Source organism: Nitrospira sp. (assembly GCA_024998565.1).
In the GTDB taxonomy this organism is placed as follows: Bacteria; Nitrospirota; Nitrospiria; order Nitrospirales; family Nitrospiraceae; genus Nitrospira_A.
This window is the reverse complement of sequence record JACOEM010000002.1, coordinates 417,481-434,678: the sequence shown is the minus strand read 5'-3', so window position 1 is coordinate 434,678 and position 17,198 is coordinate 417,481. Positions and strand designations below refer to the sequence as shown.

The 17,198-nt window shown below is 58.9% G+C and carries 15 protein-coding genes; 1 reads left to right on the top strand and 14 read right to left on the bottom strand.

The genetic code is table 11. The annotated features are described in order from the left end of the window. Positions 1-67: 67 nt before the first annotated feature. The 14 genes from H8K11_05630 to H8K11_05565 form a co-directional block, all read right to left on the bottom strand. Entirely contained in the window at positions 68-1,852 is a 1,785-nt protein-coding gene (locus H8K11_05630; protein MCS6263221.1) for a hypothetical protein, read from the bottom strand. Then, a complete protein-coding gene (locus H8K11_05625; GenBank protein MCS6263220.1) occupies positions 1,853-3,166 on the bottom strand; it encodes a glutamate-5-semialdehyde dehydrogenase in 1,314 nt (437 codons plus the stop codon). It lies immediately after the preceding gene. A gap of 124 nt (positions 3,167-3,290) precedes the next feature. Beyond that, positions 3,291-3,878, bottom strand: coding sequence for a type II secretion system protein (locus H8K11_05620; GenBank protein ID MCS6263219.1), 588 nt, complete (start codon positions 3,876-3,878; stop codon positions 3,291-3,293). 7 nt (positions 3,879-3,885) lie between these two features. Continuing rightward, a complete protein-coding gene (locus H8K11_05615; protein ID MCS6263218.1) occupies positions 3,886-4,548 on the bottom strand; it encodes a hypothetical protein in 663 nt (220 codons plus the stop codon). Positions 4,549-4,589: 41 nt separating this feature from the next. Further along, positions 4,590-5,162, bottom strand: a complete 573-nt coding sequence (gene pilO, locus H8K11_05610) for a type 4a pilus biogenesis protein PilO (protein MCS6263217.1) — start codon at positions 5,160-5,162, stop codon at positions 4,590-4,592. Beyond that, positions 5,159-5,785: a PilN domain-containing protein gene (locus H8K11_05605; GenBank protein MCS6263216.1), complete on the bottom strand. Its 627-nt coding sequence runs from the start codon at positions 5,783-5,785 to the stop codon at positions 5,159-5,161. Before H8K11_05605 ends, pilO begins: the two co-directional genes overlap by 4 nt. Positions 5,786-5,788: 3 nt before the next feature. Continuing rightward, entirely contained in the window at positions 5,789-6,796 is a 1,008-nt protein-coding gene (locus H8K11_05600; GenBank protein ID MCS6263215.1) for a hypothetical protein, read from the bottom strand. Positions 6,797-6,799: 3 nt separating this feature from the next. Further along, entirely contained in the window at positions 6,800-8,533 is a 1,734-nt protein-coding gene (locus tag H8K11_05595; GenBank protein MCS6263214.1) for a type II/IV secretion system protein, read from the bottom strand. Between the two features lie 67 nt (positions 8,534-8,600). Further along, positions 8,601-9,815 (bottom strand): type II secretion system F family protein, encoded by a 1,215-nt coding sequence (locus H8K11_05590; GenBank protein ID MCS6263213.1) that lies wholly within the window; start codon positions 9,813-9,815, stop codon positions 8,601-8,603. A gap of 40 nt (positions 9,816-9,855) precedes the next feature. Then, complete coding sequence (locus H8K11_05585) at positions 9,856-10,686, bottom strand: LysM peptidoglycan-binding domain-containing protein (GenBank protein MCS6263212.1); 831 nt, start codon at positions 10,684-10,686, stop codon at positions 9,856-9,858. Between the two features lie 13 nt (positions 10,687-10,699). Beyond that, positions 10,700-11,107, bottom strand: a complete 408-nt coding sequence (locus H8K11_05580; GenBank protein MCS6263211.1) for a prepilin-type N-terminal cleavage/methylation domain-containing protein — start codon at positions 11,105-11,107, stop codon at positions 10,700-10,702. Then, positions 11,082-11,588, bottom strand: coding sequence for a prepilin-type N-terminal cleavage/methylation domain-containing protein (locus H8K11_05575; GenBank protein MCS6263210.1), 507 nt, complete (start codon positions 11,586-11,588; stop codon positions 11,082-11,084). Before H8K11_05575 ends, H8K11_05580 begins: the two co-directional genes overlap by 26 nt. Then, positions 11,585-13,882, bottom strand: coding sequence for a hypothetical protein (locus tag H8K11_05570; protein MCS6263209.1), 2,298 nt, complete (start codon positions 13,880-13,882; stop codon positions 11,585-11,587). The genes H8K11_05575 and H8K11_05570 overlap by 4 nt, the downstream gene beginning before the upstream one ends. A 363-nt stretch (positions 13,883-14,245) precedes the next feature. Continuing rightward, positions 14,246-15,529, bottom strand: a complete 1,284-nt coding sequence (locus H8K11_05565) for a nucleotide sugar dehydrogenase (GenBank protein ID MCS6263208.1) — start codon at positions 15,527-15,529, stop codon at positions 14,246-14,248. 600 nt (positions 15,530-16,129) lie between these two features. On the opposite strand from H8K11_05565, the gene H8K11_05560 reads away from it, so the two are divergent. Continuing rightward, the gene (locus H8K11_05560; protein ID MCS6263207.1) at positions 16,130-17,011 is read left to right on the top strand and encodes a hypothetical protein; all 882 of its coding nucleotides are present in this window, start codon (positions 16,130-16,132) and stop codon (positions 17,009-17,011) included. Positions 17,012-17,198: the final 187 nt, after the last annotated feature.

Below are 17,198 nucleotides of genomic sequence, written 5' to 3'. Positions count from 1 at the left end.
GAATTGTAACAGGAACTTCGCGCTCACTGTAGCTCAATTCAATGGGACCATTCCATCGCACATCCGTTCAGGGCCGCGCGATCTGAAACAGCATGACGCCGGGCTTCAGCTGCGCGCGGGGAAGCACGCTCTGATGCATCCGAAACGTCGGCAGCGATGCCACCGGCGTGATCGCCTGGACGTGCATCCCGGCGGCTCGACATCCGTCTGCTACCGTCGAAGGGCCGACGATAAACGCGACGGCGCCGGGCAGGAGTTGCCGGGCAAGTTGCTGCATCCGCGCAGCCACTGCATCCGGTTTGTCATAGTGGCTGAAGGGTGTCCACTCGTAGGCGAGATCGTACGTTCTGTTGTTCGGATCGCTGCTCTCATCGGCACGGGCGATCATGCGCACCAGGGAGAACCAGTCCAATCGTTGTGCGCGGGCCCACAGGTTCCATAACATCTGCGCCTGCCGCTGCGCGAACGCCGGGTGGTCGTAGAGCACGGTGCAGGCACGCGGGCGGTCGCTTCCAATACAGGTCGTTATTGCCGCGTCGAATCCGCTGATCAACTGATGACCTGCCCGCCCTACCTGCGCAGCCAGCGGGCGATCCTGCTCGATGAGGTCCTGCAGATAGTCCGCTACGAACGGCTGCGTCGGCAATTCACCGATCTCACGTTCATCGTCCGGATAGAGCAGCACCGCGCCAAACGCCTCGTCCGGCCTCACCACCGGCGCGGCCCCTCCGAATACAGCCGTCCAATCGATGCCAACCCGAGCAGCGCCGACCAGTGGCGGTCCGGTCACAATTCCCCAGCTGTGGCCCAACGGAAGCAGCCGGCGGGTACCTCGATCCACCAACAGGAGCTGCTCCTGCTCAACCGCCACTCCACGCTCGCAGGGCGCCGCGCCTCGCCGGTCGAACGGTTGATAGGAGAGTCCGGCCGGATCATCCCAGCAGGTGGCCTTCAAGATTCGTTGCCCGTGAATCGTCACACAGAGCTTCTGTGTCGCATCGACATGCCGTCTGGGCGTATCCGGCATCGGAAGCCAGGTCACCATGTGCGACCGGGGAGGATCCATGAACAGGGGAAAGGGATCGCCCCCGCCGGGGATCTGCGGGGAGAAAAAGTTGCTGAACAGCCGGTAGGCCGCCTCGGACGGATAAGTGGGGATGCCTCGATACCGCAGAGCCCGTGGCGCGGGTTTCGTCCGGTTCTGATCGTCATACAGCCCGCGAATCAATTCAAACAGCGCCGACCCGGTGCCGGGCAGCAGCGAGAGAAACAGCTCCACCACTGGAAGAAAGTCGATCTCCTCCCAATGCATGGCTCCCATACAGGCCATGAATTGCTTGGAATCGAACGTCCCGTCCGGCAGAAAGTAGATCGCGTCCTTCCGATGCCGGATCGTGGCGGCGCCTTTTTGACCGATGGTCACGTCCTGATCAGTATAAAAGAACCGGACTTCCTCCAGCGGAACCCGCATCGCTTGCGCCGCCATGCCACGAAGATCGTCCGCCCTCAGTCGTTGCCACCCCGGCTTGCGCGACAAGTCCAGGGTCATGGTATTCACCAGGCCACTGGGAGTCAGCCCGACCCACGCGCCCCAGTCAAGATGCACCCTTGCCCGCAGAAGGCGGAGCGCACCATCGACGGGCCCCCATTCACATTCATGCAAGGGATGACCGTCCGGATCGGTGGCACAAATACGGCGGCCATGGCTTCCATAGACGACGAGATGGCCGGTCGGTTGTTGAGAAACGGATCCCGCCACAGCCGTCAGGTGTGGCAGGTCCGTGAGATTGGAGGGAAAGGTGAGCGTGCCGGGACGCCTGAGAATCTCGTGTACCAAGGAATCAGGCGGCATTTACTCGCGGATTTGACCGCTCCCGAGCACCACAAATTTTGAACAGGTCAATTCTTCAAGCCCCATCGGGCCTCGGGCGTGGAGCCGCGACGTGCTGATGCCGATTTCCGCCCCTAGGCCGAATTGGTAGCCGTCGTTCAGCCTGGTCGAGGCATTCACGAGTACCGCGCCGGCATCGACCTCGCGCAGAAACCGCATCGCGCGGGCATAGTCCTTGGTCACAATCGCCTCGGTATGCTGGGATCCGTAGGTGGCGATGTGCTCCAAGGCTTCGTCCATGGTCTTGACCACTTTGATCGCGAGGATCAGATCCAGAAATTCGCGGCCGAAATCGTCGTCAGCGGCCGGCGTCACCTCTGGACACAACTGGCAGGTCTTCGCACAACCACGGACGTCCACCTTCGCCGCTGTGAGTTTCTCCACCAGAAGCGGCAGCCAGGTGCGCGCGATACTGTGGTGGACCAACAGGGTCTCCATGGCGTTGCACGTCGAAGGGCGCTGCACTTTTGCATTCAAACAGATCCGCTCGGCCACCTCGGGATCGGCATCCACATCGACATAAGTGTGGCAGACTCCCTTGTCGTGTTTGAGCACCGGGATCGTCGCATGTTCGGCGATCGTCTTCATCAGCGATTCCCCGCCTCTCGGAATGATGAGATCGATATACCGGTCCTGCTTGAGCAACAGTTGGACAACTTCACGCTCCGCACGATCAACGAATGTAATCGCGCCCGCCGGCACGCCAGCCTTCTCCGCCGATTCGCTCAACACCTTGGCAATGGCCACGTTCGAATGCAGGGCTTCGGATCCGCCTCGCAGAATACAGACGTTTCCGGACTTGAGACACAGGGCGGCCGAATCCGCGGTCACATTCGGACGCGCTTCATAAATGATCCCGATGACCCCGATCGGCACACGCATGCGGCCCACTTGCATCCCGTTCGGCCGCGTCCACATCTTCGGCGTATCTCCGAGCGGATCCGGCAATCGCGCAATGTCACGAATCCCTGCCGCCATCTCCCGGATACGTTCCGCCGTCAGCCGCAAACGGTCCCCCAAGGCTTTTCGCTCCGGCGTGGCCTCGAATTGCTCGAGATCCTTCTCGTTCTCGGCCAACAGCTCCGCCTCATGTTCTTCAAGTCCGTCGGCCATGTCCTCCAAGGCCTGATTCTTGACCGCCGTGGGAAGACTGGAGAGCCGGCCTGCCGCTCCCTTGGCCTTTTTGACCAGTGTCGCGACATACTCTTCAGGAGTGAGCACTTCAACGGGAGCTTCCAGCTCCGGAACCGGGGATTCGGTGAGATCTTGTTCCATGTCGTGAATTCCTGCTGCTGGCCGCAGCGGAGGCCCGATGCCTCAGCGTATCGGCCGATCAAGATGGTGAACGAAGGCGCGACGATCTATGGCAGGACAGGATACTGTGGGGTTCGGAGTCGGGTCAAGGGTTGCGAGCAGGACCAGGCGGCGGGGCGCCAGGAGCAGCCCCTTGCGGCCCTGATTGCATCGGCATTGTGCCGGGAGCCAGGCCCATCATCGGCGGCATCAACATGGACATGGATGAGGGATTGGGATGTTGAAACATCCAGTCGTTATACGTTTTCCGGCCTTCGAAGTGACGGACTGCGAGGGGAAAATCGCGCTCCTTGATCGGTTTCACTTTGCTCTTGCTCCGGACCCCCATGATACCGCCGGTCGGCGCGCGCATATACTCCCAATCCCCGCCGCTCATCGGGTCCTGATAGACCCTCCGCAGATACGGCTTGGGGGTCCGCGTCAACTCCGCCAGCGACTGAGGATAGATTTCGGTGGGCAGGATGCGCCCGATTTTCATGGTATTTGAATAAAGGGCAATGGCGTTTTGAATTTCGATGCCCTTGGCCATGAGATCGGCTTCTTTCTCGCGCTGAACCATGACGGTCCATTGGCGGGCAGCGGCGGATACGGAGATTCCGATCAACACGATCGAAAACATCAAGGCAAGATAGGTAATCCCGTCACTATTTCTGAGATGACGACGCACCCCCATCACCCGCCTAATTCGGTTGCCCCTCAGCCCCTGGCGCATCCGTGACCGGAATCACCTGCGTGATTTTTGAAGCCACATCCTGGAGCGTAATCTCACTCATCGAGACCGCCTTCACCAACACCTCACCGGCGATCACTTCGCCGACCTGCACCACATGCATCTCATCATTCTTCACGACCACGGCCATGTTCTTTTTTTTCTGCGAGCCCCCTCCCACCGCCATAAACCCCACATACCGGAATTGGTTCAATTCCGTCGCAATTCGCAGCCGTTCAATTTCTTCCGGTGTCGGACCCTTGGGCTCTTCGACCGTCGGCTCCTCCTCGTTCTGTGGTGCTTCCACCACCGGTTCTTCCGCAGGCGACGGAGGCTTGGCAGGACCGCGCCCACGACCGCGACGAGGGGTAGGAGGCGGCGCCACGACCGGCTCTGGCGGCAGGAGACTGGCAAAGATATTGCGCGGAGTCGAAAACGTGGCTTCCCGCTGCCCTTTAATGGCGGCCAGCCGTTCAAGATGCACTTGCAGATTGCCGCCGGCAGCGACGGCCGCAGCCGGCGCCTTGCCCACCGCCCGCTGTCCGCTGACATGCGTCAGGGGGACTCGCTCCTGTTCGCTGGAATGGCCGAATTGCCAGACGAGCAACCCGATCCAGAGAACCACGAGGGTCATCAGCAACAACCCTTGATTTTTGCTGACTCGATTCATATGAGTTACGGAGTCGGGGATTGCAAATGTTCCCCGCGCAGATAGGTCGAAATTCGGATATTGAAGGTCAATTGCTGGTCTTGTACGTTCCCCGATCGAATCAAGTTGAGGTCTTCAATGAACAACAGTTCTTCGGCCGATTCCAGATTGTGCAGAAAGCGGCGCAAATCCTCATATCGACCGGTCACCGTCCCCTGCAGGACGGCTTTCGTCGCGTCGGGGACGGCGGTCTTTTCCGTCTTGTAGGAGAGAGCCGGCAACGTCACCTGGTCCCGCTTCGCCTCTTCGGTGACACCCAGCGCCAGCGGCGCGAAATCGCGGAACAACGGTAACACGGCCCATACCCGTTGCAGATCCGCCTTCGCCTTCTTGGCTTCCTTATGCCGACTCAACTGTTGGCGGGCTTTAAGCCAGTCGGCCTCAAGCCGCACCTGCTCCTGCTCTGCCGCCCCCAAGACCAGGGCATGAATGCCGTAACTCAGGACACACAGCCCCGCCACAAACGCCACCCATGGAAGAATGGGCGCATAGGGTTGCCGCCAGGTCAATTGCAGCCGATCGAGTCCTGGAAACATCATGGGTTGCGATTCCGATAGCGTAACGAGAGGTCGAACTCGACCAATCCATTTCCCATCACCCGGTGCTGCCCGAGGACCGGTTCCTTGAACTGAGGATGATCCTGAAACGTGACCGTCAAGGTCGTCACGTCTTCCAGCGCCCGGGCGGAGCCGGTGAGCATGATCGTGGCATTAGCAGGATCAAGCCGGATGCTGTTGACGGCGATGCGTTGGGGAATCGCCCGCTCCAACTCCGTCAGAAACCGGGTCCAGGAAAAACTCCGCTTCTCGATCAGGTGATTGGCAAACTCAATCTCCTTGGGCAGGACCTGCAAGGCGGCCTCAGACAGATCCAAGCCTTCCTGTTGCGCCTCTTTCAATAGGTCCCGATCCCGGTCCTGCACCTGGCTCAGAGCTGACTCCATGGATTGGACATCCTGCCAGACCAACCAGGCCTGCGAAATATCCCACAGCATCGCCAGGCCGATCACCCCGGCCAACAGCATGATCACCAACCGGGCCGGAGCCAGGTACCAGCGATACCGGCTGCTCAGATTGATCGCGAACGCGCCGCTGCGTGCCGAGGGTTGTCCGATACGCAAGGCGACATCACGAATCGCTGAGACGAAGTTATCCAACGACATGGTTTATACGACCCCTGCAATCGCCGGTAATGCGGCACTCGTCCGCGCCCCCGAGATGGTGCCCCCGCCGTACTGCTGCACGCGGTCCCATTCCAGTTCCTGCACCGGCACGCCCAATCCCTTCTCCAACTGCTGCCGCAACCCGGCGCCCATGGCTTCATCGGCGATCAGCACCGCATGGCTGATGGCTAACTCCGGCGTCTGCTGCTGACAGGCATAGATGGAGTCCGCGCACTCTTGTACGATACGATTAAGCGCCACCTGCTCGGAACCCGATGCCAAGACGCCCCCCGATCCGATCCCGCCCTGGAGTTTCGACCGGAGAAAGACCAACGTTCCGTTGTGAAAAATCAACGCCGTGACGCCTCCGTCCGTGGCATTCACCCATAAAAAGTCAGCGGTCGAGCGAGCCGCACGCCCCGTCCCGTGAGCCCACAAGTTATAGAGCCGCAAACTTGCGACATCGACTTCCTGGGGAATCAACCCTGCGGCTTCGCAGACCGCTTCATACTGAGTCAGCACCGCTTCCTGCACCACAACCGCCAGCACAGTACAGGGCCCATCACCGGATCCGCCGGGATCGGACAATACCTGTGAAAACACTTTGGCGCCGCTGAGGGACAACAGCTGCTCCTGCCCTAATCGCCACCGCACCAACGCATCGCGCTCATCGGAGCTCCAGGGAAGGTCTTGCAATCGTAACACCGCCAGTCGTACGGCCAGATCCGGCAGAATGATGGTCGCGGCGCGCGGGACACCCGGAGTGGAAGAACGACCGGGGGCCTGAGTGGTTGCCGACCCGGCAATCGCCCGGATATGTGTCTCCAGTTCGTGTGGAGAGAGGATGTTTTGTTCCAACGGAGACAAGCGAATGAGCCCCTCGGGCAACGCGGACACCACGCACTGATAGCGCGGCCTCCCGCGCCAGTTCCGATGCACCTCCGCCCACGCCAGATCGCGCGCGCCGATTTTCAGGCAGTACTGCGGCCGGCTGGTGATCCAATCCCACATCGGTTATCGCTCTTCGCTGAACGTCACGCGGTTGATCTCGCGCAGTGTCGTCTCGCCGGCCAGCACTTTCTTCACGGCGGATTGCCGCAATGTGATCATGCCGTCCGTGACCGCGCGGTACCGGATCTCGGAGAGTGCGCGATCGGCCAGAATCATTTCCTTGATCTCGTCCGTCAGGTCGAGGAATTCAGTAATACACTTGCGGCCCCGATAGCCGGTGTCGTGGCATTCCGAACACCCTTTCCCCTCATAGAACGGCGCGCTCTTGAACTCATCGTAGTCGATTCCGGATTCCTCAGCGAGTGCCTGGTCAAGCACGACCTGATGCCGGCAGTCGGGACAGATCACCCGAATCAGCCGTTGCGCCAGGACGCAGGTCAACGCCGCCAGAAAGTTGTAGGAATCGATGCCCATCGACGCGAAACGTCCGATCACATCGAACACATTATTGGCGTGCACCGTCGTCAACACCAAGTGACCGGTCAAGGCCGATTGAATGGCGATCTGCGCCGTTTCCGCATCACGAATTTCACCGACCATGATCTTGTCCGGATCGTGTCGCAGAATCGACCGCAACCCTCGGGCGAACGTCAGGCCCTTCTTCTCGTTCACCGGGATTTGCACGACCCCCGGCAACTGATACTCCACCGGATCTTCGATGGTGATCAGTTTATCTTCCTGAATATTCATTTCGCTGATCGCGGCGTAGAGCGTCGTGGTCTTTCCGCTTCCGGTCGGACCGGTCACGAGCACCATCCCGTAGGGTCTCGTAATGGCGCGACGGAACCGCTTGAGGTCCTCCGGGTTGAAGCCCAGACGATCCAGTCTCAGGGTAGACACGCCCGTGGTAATCGCCTCGCGGTCCAGAATTCGGATGACGACGGATTCCCCGAACACGCTCGGCAAAATCGACACCCGGAAATCAACCGTCTTCCGGTCGAGCCGCATGCGAAAACTGCCGTCCTGCGGCACCCGCCGTTCGGCGATATCGAGGTCGGACATGACCTTGAGGCGGGACACCAACGGGGGATGCAGCTTCACATCGAGCGGATCCATCGCCGAGACCAGAATACCGTCCACGCGAAACTTCACCGTGGTGGCCCGATCCGTCGCCTCAATGTGAATGTCGCTGGCCCGGCGCTGCATGGCGCTCAACATGATCGTGTCGAGGAGTTTGACCACCGGGCTCTGGTCTTCACCGAAGTGATCGACGGTCAGGACTTCTTCGCCCCGCTCGTCTTCCTTCACCAGGACCGATCGGTATTCCGCCTCCAATTCACGCAGCGCCTGACTCGAGCCTTCGCTCCGTTCCAGCGCCGATTGGATGGCGCTTCGCGAGCTCACCACATAGTGGAGCGGACGATTGAGCAGAATCTCCAATTCATCCAGCGCCAGCAGGTTCTGCGGGTCGGAAATCGCAATCGTCAACGCGCCGGCCTCGTCCTTCACCGGCACGAAAGGATGTCGCCGCATCAACTTGACGGAAATCGTGTGATAAAACTCGGAGTCCACGCGGAACCCGGTGAGCGGGTCATAGGGTAATCCATACTGGGCTGCCAATGCCTGCGCCAATTGCGCCTCGGAAATGGTCCCCTCTTCGACGAGCGTCTGCCCGAAGGCGGTGGTGCTGCCTCCCAAACGGGCAACGACCTGGTCCACGGTCCGTCTCGGCAAAATGCCCTCGCGCACCATCACATCGGCGAGCGACGGGCGAGTGAGATGGCGTTGCATCAGCATATTCAGTCCCTCCGACTTCGGCACGGGTCACGACGCGTCGGGCACAGGGTCCCGCCGTATCGTCGGATTATTGAATCGTCCCGGCCATCTGGAAAATCGGCAAATACATAATGATGACGATGCCCCCGACCAGGAGCCCCATCACCAGCAACAACACCGGCTCAATCCAGGTGGTCAACTGACTGAGCCGTACATCGAGGTCCCCTTCATAAAACTCGGCCACATCCCGCAGCATCGGTTCCAGCGAGCCGGTTTCTTCACCGACCGACAACATTTCAATCGCGAGCTTGGGCAGGATCTGCGGCCGCTCAATGGCCGCCGCCAGCGTGCTGCCTTCGCGGATTTCGTTCACCGCCGACACCAACCCGCGCGACACGAAGCGGTTCGAGACCGCACCACGCGCAATTTCAAGCGCTTCCACTAGGGGCGTGCCGCCGGCTAACACCGTGGCCAGCGTGCGGGTCAATTGGATGGTGTGGTGCTCGACAAGAATCATCCCGAGTAGCGGCAATTTCAACAGGTTCCTATCCACGGAGAATCGACCGGCGGAGGTTTGATACCACGCCCGTCCCATCACCACCGCCACAACCGCCACGATCGCCACCGGAATCAACTGCGCCTCACCCATCTGGATCACCGAGATGAGCATGCGGGTTGCCGTCGGCAAATTAGCGGACGATTCACCATACACCGAGATGAATGTCGGCATCACGTAACTCAGCAGAAACCCCACCACCGCAACGCCGACAACGACGAGAAAGGCCGGATAGGCCAACGCCTTGGTGACTTTCTGGCGAAGGCCGATCATCAGCTTCAGATACGCAATGTAGCGTTGCAACACCTCCGCCAGATTCCCGGACTGCTCACCGGCACGAATGGTGGCGAGGTACAGATCCGAGAAATAGGTGGAATGCTTGCCCAAGGCTTCGGAGGCCGACGCCCCGCCGCGAATATCCTGACGGACGGCTTTGAGCGCTTCTCGAAACGGGGCTCGTTGGGTGCGATCGATGAGTAGATCCCAGACCCGTAAGACCGGTAGCCCCGCTTTGATCAGGGCCAACAACTCCTGATTGAACACGAGGAAATCTTGAAGGGGAAGCTTTCCCCAACGGCCTGCCGCCAGACCCGGCACACCGAACCCCGCTCCTCGCCTGGAGAGCCGGAATACCAGCAAGCCGTCCGACTCAAGCTTGGCTCGAACCAGGTGCTCATCTTCGCCTTCGATGTGTCCCTCGAAGGTCGTGCCGTCCGCGCGAGCCGCTCTGTATGCGAATACCGCCATGAGTTCATTCGGGTGGACACATCACGCGCTGCCCCGGTCTCTATCGAACGAGGGTTTTCAGCGAGACCGGCTGCATAGCCGCCTGCTGCAGCCGAGGCTCCGGCAAACGGAGCGTCCGTCCAACAACAATGAGATTCGTCGGCAAACCATTCAGTGATTTCAGCGCTTCCAGGCTGACTTTATGCCGGCGCGCAAGCCGCCACAACGTATCCCCACCCTGCACGACAATCGTCCTGACCGGCTCCGCGGCGATCGGGGTCGACATCGCAATCGGCGAAGCCTGAGGAACGTCTGAGACCGGTGCAGCCTCGCCATCGGCAGGTGAGGATTGTGGGGCCGCCTCCTCTCCATTCTCAATCGGCTTCACGGCCGACTGTTCCTGTGTCTCCGTTGGGGCAGACACCGCTCCATCCTGGCTGGATGAAGCACGCTTCCGTTGAAGGCGAACCCCGATCGGTGACTGCTGGGGCCGGCTGTGCAACGGAGCAACCGTCTGCGCCACCCGCTCCCGTTCTGTGTGAGCCGAAGTCAACTCCTCACGCTGCAATTCGATGACTTGGCGGGCATCCGCCAATCGTCGTTCGGTCTCCCGCAACATGCCCTGCAGTTGCGCCCGCGCCACTTGGGCATCCGCCAATTCCTTCCGCTGCTCCTCAAGCTCCGTGCGCAATTCGGCCGCCGTGCGCTGCGCTTCACGCACCGCCGTCTTGAGGGAGTCCGCCGCAACCTGAAGATCGGTGGGGGTCGATTCCGGACTTGGCGTGACCCGCGCGCACCCTCCCCAGAACAACAGACTCATCGTCGCCACTATCGAGCACCCGAATCGTAAGCCCACGACCGTCCGCCAAACAGGACCCGCTTGTTGGATCATGGTATTCATTGCCTTACCATTGGTTGTAGGGAACTCCGTTGGTGCCGACCAGATCGGACCCGGAAAACACATCGACCATACCGCCTTCCCCTTCGTCGACCATTTCCTGCCAGGTCGTCGTCGAGCCGGTCAACGGATCGGTCGGCACCCGCCGAAGATAGCCGGCCGACACCAACGCCTCGATGGTCTCGGGGTACTTCCCTTTATCGGCACGGTGCTGGTCGATCACATCGCGCAGCGAAAATAAATCCTGGCGCAGCGCCCCTTCTTTCGCCTTAATAATCGCCGCATGGTAGGACGGCACGGCCAACGTGGCCAAAATTCCGACGATCGTCACCACAATCATCAACTCGATAATCGTAAACCCATGCGGTGACGAGAACGGCCATGAGCGCTTACCAGTCGCGGTATTTCGTGCCATCCAGTGCCAGCTCTTGACTATTAGTCGTAACATCGTACACATCTTCTCCGCACCAGTCCTTCACACTGGCGGGATCTCGGTAACAACGCAGGCGCCAATCGGCGGCTCCGGTCACGGGATCCAAGGGAATCGATCGCAGGTATCGCTTGATCGTCGTCCCGCGCACCGTTGCCTGCTCCCCCGTCAGCTTGACTCCCAACAATACATCCAAGGATTTCGGGTAGCCATAGGGCCCGGTGACGTCTTTGCAGCTCAACTTGTTCTTAACGCATGCCGGCCCCGTCAGGGTGTCTCCGTCACGCGACCATTCCAGGTGAAACGTATCGATCGCGGCCCGGATCACCCTCAAGTTCTGCCGCAGTTCGATCTCTTTCGTCCGCTTGGTCGAAACCTTGGTGAACGGCAGGGCGACTGTGGCGAGGATGGTGAGAATGGTCAGGGTGACGAGCAGTTCGAGCAACGTGACGCCGGACTGTTTCACCGCACTCTCACCACTCCCACGGCTTCACCGGTTCCCTCGGGACTGTCGAGATCGTCATGCTTGGCCATCTGCAGGCGCAGGGACGACACTCCCGGAGATTTGGCGAGAAACGTCAATCGCAACAGGCGACCCTCATCTTTTGTGGCGCTTGCGGACCGATGCAGGCGCAATTCGATCAGGCCCTCGGTAGAGGATGGCGTCGCCGTTACCGCGGCTTTACCGGCTTCGGTCCCCAACACCTCGCCGAGGGTGGCATCCCGAAACTCGAGAATCTTCGGATCGAATTCCAGCGTAAAGGTCTCGGTATCCAACCCGCGGGCCTGTGTCGCCAACACGTCCACCCGTAATTCCTTATTCATTTGAGCCGTGACGTCTGCAGGCTGGATCGCCAGCTGAAGTTCGAGAGGAACAAGGTCGGCGCTCGCCGCCGCCCCCTTGGATTGTTTCAAGGCGCCTTTTTCTGCGAGCTTGCCGGAACCGCTCAACGTGGACATTCGTGCCGAAATCTTTTTTGGCTGCATGGCGAACAAGGGCGACGTGGAGTAAACGGATTCCGTTCCGGACCAGAAGGCCTGCCCCTGCGGACCCGGAAGCCGCAACGAATTCACGATATGCGGGGTAATCGTCAGAATCACTTCCGTCGTCACCCGTTGGGTCTTGAACGAACTCAACAGATTGCCCAGGAAAGGGATGTCACCGAGCCAGGGAATCGTCACCTTGGTCCGACGATCTTCTTCCTGCAGCAGGCCTCCCAGGACAATGGTTTCGCCGTCGCGCACATTCAACATCGTCTCGGCGGACCGGTTGCCGAACTTGAATTGCGTGATCGGGGGAGATTGTTGCAACAAGACGACATCACCCAGGCGAATTACCTCGATCTTCATTTTCAACGAGAGTTCATTCGCCAGGTGGATGTTCGGCTCAACCGTCAGTTTGACGCCGGTGTCGCGAAACTCGATCGATGTGACGGTTGAAGTCGTCGGAACGGCGCCGGTTGCGGCCTGCCCGGGCAACACGTTCGTGGTGGAGAGCAGGATCGGTTGCTTGTCACCGATATTGACCTCGGCCTTCTTGTTGTTGAGCACGCGCACTTTCGGCGCTGCCAGAGTCTTGGCGTCGGTGACCTGCTTGAAGAAATCCAATTGCACATTGGTGGGAAGCTTGAACAAATAGCTGTCCTGTCCCAGGCTGGCCAGGTTCCGATACGTGAACTGCTGCGCGATATCCCCGGCAATCGCTCCCGTAAATCCGGGCGGGACCAGAGCAGCGCCGATTTGTTTGGGATACGACAATCCATAGGTCTGATCGACGGTTCGATTTACTTCCAGCACTTCCACATCGAAGAGGACCTCTGAATCTTCACGATCGTTCGCCTGGATAATTTTCTCCGCCAATTCCACCTTTTCCGGCTGGTCCCGAACGACAATGGTATTCAGCGCTTCATTGCCATGAATGTGCTTCACATCCAGCATGGACTTCAGCAGCGCCACCATGTCCTTCGCCTTCGCGGATGACAGGTAGAATGTCCGGATCATCAGATCCTGATACTGTTCCTGCTTCTGTTTGGTGTTGGGGCTGATGATATAGAGCGTGGGACCGGCCTTCTGGGCAAACAGACTGTTGCTGTTCAACACCAGCGACAAGGCCTCATCGAAGGGCTTATCCTCCAACGAGATGGTGACGGGATCGTTACGCACATCCTTGTCGAACACAAAATTGACATGCGCCGCCTTCCCTAATGCCTCCACCACTTCCTTCAGCCCGGCATTGCGGAATTGCAGCGTCACCGGCTGCTTCTGCCGGTCATCGCGATCCACGGCATGCTGTTCTGCCGACAGCCTGGCCACGCCCTCCAGCGCTTCTTTATATGTGGGATCGAGTTCCACGGCCCGCATATAGACCGCCATGGCCTCGCTCGCCCGACCCAATTGCGCCAGACGCTCTGCCTCGCGATACCGCTCACGCGCTTCCTTGAGTCGCAAGGCTTCGGTCAATCCGGCCTCGTGTTCCTTACTTGTCGGCTCGATCGCCAGAGCGCGTTTGAATTCTTCGGCGGCCTGATCGAACTGGTGATCCTTCAGCAGCTGCCGGCCTCGCTCATCGTGCGCCGCAGCTGCACGCTCCCGGGCTATCGAGTATTTGTTTTGTAGTGACGGTTCGAACGGATCATCCTTGAGCGCCTGTCGATAGGCGACACTGGCCTCTTCCCAGTTTCCAGCCGCGAGATGCTGATCGCCGCGTTTGACGTCAGGAGAGACAAACGTGCCACAGCCGGTGATCAGGAGACCACACATAACCACCGCCGTCGAGATCAGAACCCGACAGCACCAATGGTCTTTCGTTTCGACGTGTGTCGTGCGGAAGGATGAACGCATAGATCGGATGAACAAGATGGTAACCTCTTTGGTATATCAAACTGACACAGACGCGACAATCAGTTTCTCGCTTTGGACGGCAAGTGCCATGCCATCGTCTCGCACCTCTTTCGGCAGATCTGTGACGAGGCATTAGTCGGTCAGCACTATGGAGTCAGCTGGAGGGCCCCTGAGGCCGGACGATCTGTCCGGCCTCAGGGAGAGAGAAGGATCACCAATGGGATTTCGGCAGACACTCTGGAGCGCGGTTGAGGAGTCTCCGTCTGATGATATCGACGCAGCCTAGAGCCTCCAATACTTGACCGACCCAGGCAAACTGTCCGGGTTCAACACACTCTTTACGTCGACCACCACATTGTTCCGCTGCTTGCGCAACGGCTTCAGTAGTTCTGAGACGCTCATCTGCATGTACTCCCGATGGGCGACAGCCAACACAATTCCGTCCAGTTGTTTGAGCTGATCCCACGGCGAAAGGCGCAGGCCATACTCCCCCACCGCCTCTTCCGGTTCCGCGAGCGGATCGTGCACCACGACCTGAATGCCATACTCCTTCAGTTCGTTCACAATATCCGGCACCCGGCTGTTCCGCAAATCAGGAACATTTTCCTTGAAGGTCAGCCCCAGGACGCCGACGCGTAAGTCGCTGACGGGTCGTTCCACCTGACTCAACAGCTTCACGGTCTGCTCGGCCACATACTTGCCCATACTATTGTTGATGCGCCGACCGGCTAGAATCACCTCCGGGTGATAGCCGACGGATTCGGCCTTAGCGGTCAGATAGTAGGGATCGACTCCGATGCAATGGCCCCCGACCAGGCCTGGGCTGAATTTGAGGAAGTTCCACTTCGTTCCCGCCGCCTCCAGAACGGATCTGGTATCGATTCCCAAGCGATGGAAAATCAGCGACAACTCGTTCATCAGCGCGATATTCAGATCTCGTTGGGTGTTTTCGATCACCTTCGCCGCTTCGGCCACCTTGATGCTGGACGCCCGATGGATTCCGGCCTTCACCACCATGGCATATGTCTGCGCGACAATCTCCAAGGACTCCTCATCCTGGGCAGAGACGACCTTGATGATTCGTTCCAGCGTATGTTCCTTGTCTCCCGGATTGATGCGCTCGGGCGAATATCCGATTTTGAAATCAATGCCGCTCTTCATTCCGGATGCTTTTTCAAGTATCGGGAGGCAGTCTTCCTCTGTCGCACCAGGGTACACCGTTGACTCATACACGACGATGGCCCCCGGAGAGAGATTGGACCCAATCAGTTCAGACGCCTTTTTCAAGGCCGTCAAATCAGGCTGAAGCGCCTCGTTAATGGGGGTAGGCACCGCCACGATGATAAAATCGGCGGTTTTGAGATCACTGGGCTCGGAGGTATACCGGACGCGACTGGCCTTTAAATCTTTGGATGACACCTCTCCGGTCCGATCAATTCCTTTGCGCAGCTCATCGACCTTCGCCTTATTGATATCGAACCCAATGACCGGAGCAGACTTCCCGAACGCCACCGCGATCGGCAATCCCACATACCCCAACCCCACGACTGCAATCTGCCGCTGCATCTTCTTCGCCATGTCACTCCCCTCGTCAGTCATCGCCGCCACGTCACCGATGTCGTAAAAAAGAATGGCAGAATATCTCCCATCCGTCAACGATTTCCCATAAGCGCCGGGGTGCGCGGAAGGCAAACACCTCACACAACATCTCTGGCCGGAAATTCATCAACTGCTGTTCGAATGGGCAGGCTCAACCATTTCCTCGTTGTCTGACCGATGGACGGTTTCGCCACCTTGCCAGCAGAATTGCGTCATCTGGTTGCCTGCACGAGCACGATTTTGACCGGTACTGACCTCTTCCCCCCACAGCATTCATGCCTAGGAAGGATAAGAGGCCAATGAGTCGCCCTAACCGAGCCCCCATGAATTGTGAAAGCATTTGCAAGGTTATGTGAGCTATTGCTATGGTAGGAGCCCTAAAGGCTGGGGCAGGCACTAATCTTGCTCAAACAAATGGACTAATAGACTCAGGATACTCGTAGGACAGGAAGTCGATTCAGTCAGGACCTCCACACTCGCCTCACGAGAGACGCACAGCCGAACGGATGGAGTCACATGACCACAAGACCATTTCATACACTGTACACCACCAACAAGAGGGCAAACATGGATGGTAATTCGACGTCTCAGGCCTCTAAGAGGTTGGCTACATTTGTGGCCGTGCTGACTCTCTGTGCGGGATTAGTCGGGGCTCAGCAGAGTCATGCTGCAGGGGTCTGGACCAACGAACCGGCGGGGGCATCAGTCGTGATGGACTGTCCCTTCAACAGCGTGGGCGGATGCGGCATTTTCGATGCCTACTCCTCATCTCAGATTGCATCCGATTCGTCTGCTCCCATCTCACCCAGCAGCGCAGTCAAGTCCTCAATTTTCCCGGGTAATTCGGCTGGCGGCATGCAACTCAATTATCAGACATCGCAGCTGAACCGCGAGATGTATGTCGGCCTGATGTGGCGTACCAATCCTCAATTTCAGGGACGACCCGTGGGAAATAAGACGTTCTTCATTCGCGGCCCCGGCAGTAACGGAGTGTTCCTCTTCAATAACGCCGCGCTGAATAATGGATCGGGAGCCATGATTTTTGCGCATAATACAGGCGGGTTGGATAACAGCCACGCCTGCGCACTCGATAGCGGGCTCGCTTGTTATCCGAACGTCGGCCCTGGTATCTTGACCGTTGGTACCTGGACGAAACTGGAAGCCTACATCAAGGCGAGCACCACTTCGACCTCTCGGGATGGCATTGTACGCTGGTGGGTCAACGGCGTCCCTGCCGGCAGTTACACCAATCTGAATTATGGCGCCGGGGGGTTGAATGAGTGGGCGTGGTCGGAAACGTGGGATGGGTGGGTGAATCCGCTTCCCACTGTTGAGTGGAACCACTTCATCGACCACCTGCATGTATCGGTCGGTGGAGGTGGTGCATCAACAGATCAGCCTCCTGGACCTCCCGCCAATCCGACAATCAGGAGCGTGACCATTCCTTGAAAGAGGATCCAACTCGTTCAGAAAGTGGCACCATACAGAGATCTGCAACGTAGATTGAACTCTAGGTCTCAGCGCAGGGAATGTGTGAGAACGATCAACCCTGGCTCCTCGCCCACTCGCTGAACCGGCAACTCATGCTGCTTCCGTTACGAAGGAGCCCCGTCAAAGTACCAAACCCAAGCGGCTC

Coding starts and splice junctions, on each gene's coding strand:
- H8K11_05630 (MCS6263221.1), bottom strand. CDS start 1,852: ATGCCGCCTGATTCCTTGGTACACGAGATTCTCAGGCGTCCCGGCACG.
- H8K11_05625 (MCS6263220.1), bottom strand. CDS start 3,166: ATGGAACAAGATCTCACCGAATCCCCGGTTCCGGAGCTGGAAGCTCCC.
- H8K11_05620 (MCS6263219.1), bottom strand. CDS start 3,878: ATGGGGGTGCGTCGTCATCTCAGAAATAGTGACGGGATTACCTATCTT.
- H8K11_05615 (MCS6263218.1), bottom strand. CDS start 4,548: ATGACCCTCGTGGTTCTCTGGATCGGGTTGCTCGTCTGGCAATTCGGC.
- pilO (MCS6263217.1), bottom strand. CDS start 5,162: ATGATGTTTCCAGGACTCGATCGGCTGCAATTGACCTGGCGGCAACCC.
- H8K11_05605 (MCS6263216.1), bottom strand. CDS start 5,785: ATGTCGTTGGATAACTTCGTCTCAGCGATTCGTGATGTCGCCTTGCGT.
- H8K11_05600 (MCS6263215.1), bottom strand. CDS start 6,796: ATGTGGGATTGGATCACCAGCCGGCCGCAGTACTGCCTGAAAATCGGC.
- H8K11_05595 (MCS6263214.1), bottom strand. CDS start 8,533: ATGCTGATGCAACGCCATCTCACTCGCCCGTCGCTCGCCGATGTGATG.
- H8K11_05590 (MCS6263213.1), bottom strand. CDS start 9,815: ATGGCGGTATTCGCATACAGAGCGGCTCGCGCGGACGGCACGACCTTC.
- H8K11_05585 (MCS6263212.1), bottom strand. CDS start 10,686: ATGATCCAACAAGCGGGTCCTGTTTGGCGGACGGTCGTGGGCTTACGA.
- H8K11_05580 (MCS6263211.1), bottom strand. CDS start 11,107: ATGGCACGAAATACCGCGACTGGTAAGCGCTCATGGCCGTTCTCGTCA.
- H8K11_05570 (MCS6263209.1), bottom strand. CDS start 13,882: ATGTGTGGTCTCCTGATCACCGGCTGTGGCACGTTTGTCTCTCCTGAC.
- H8K11_05565 (MCS6263208.1), bottom strand. CDS start 15,529: ATGCAGCGGCAGATTGCAGTCGTGGGGTTGGGGTATGTGGGATTGCCG.
- H8K11_05560 (MCS6263207.1), top strand. CDS start 16,130: ATGGATGGTAATTCGACGTCTCAGGCCTCTAAGAGGTTGGCTACATTT.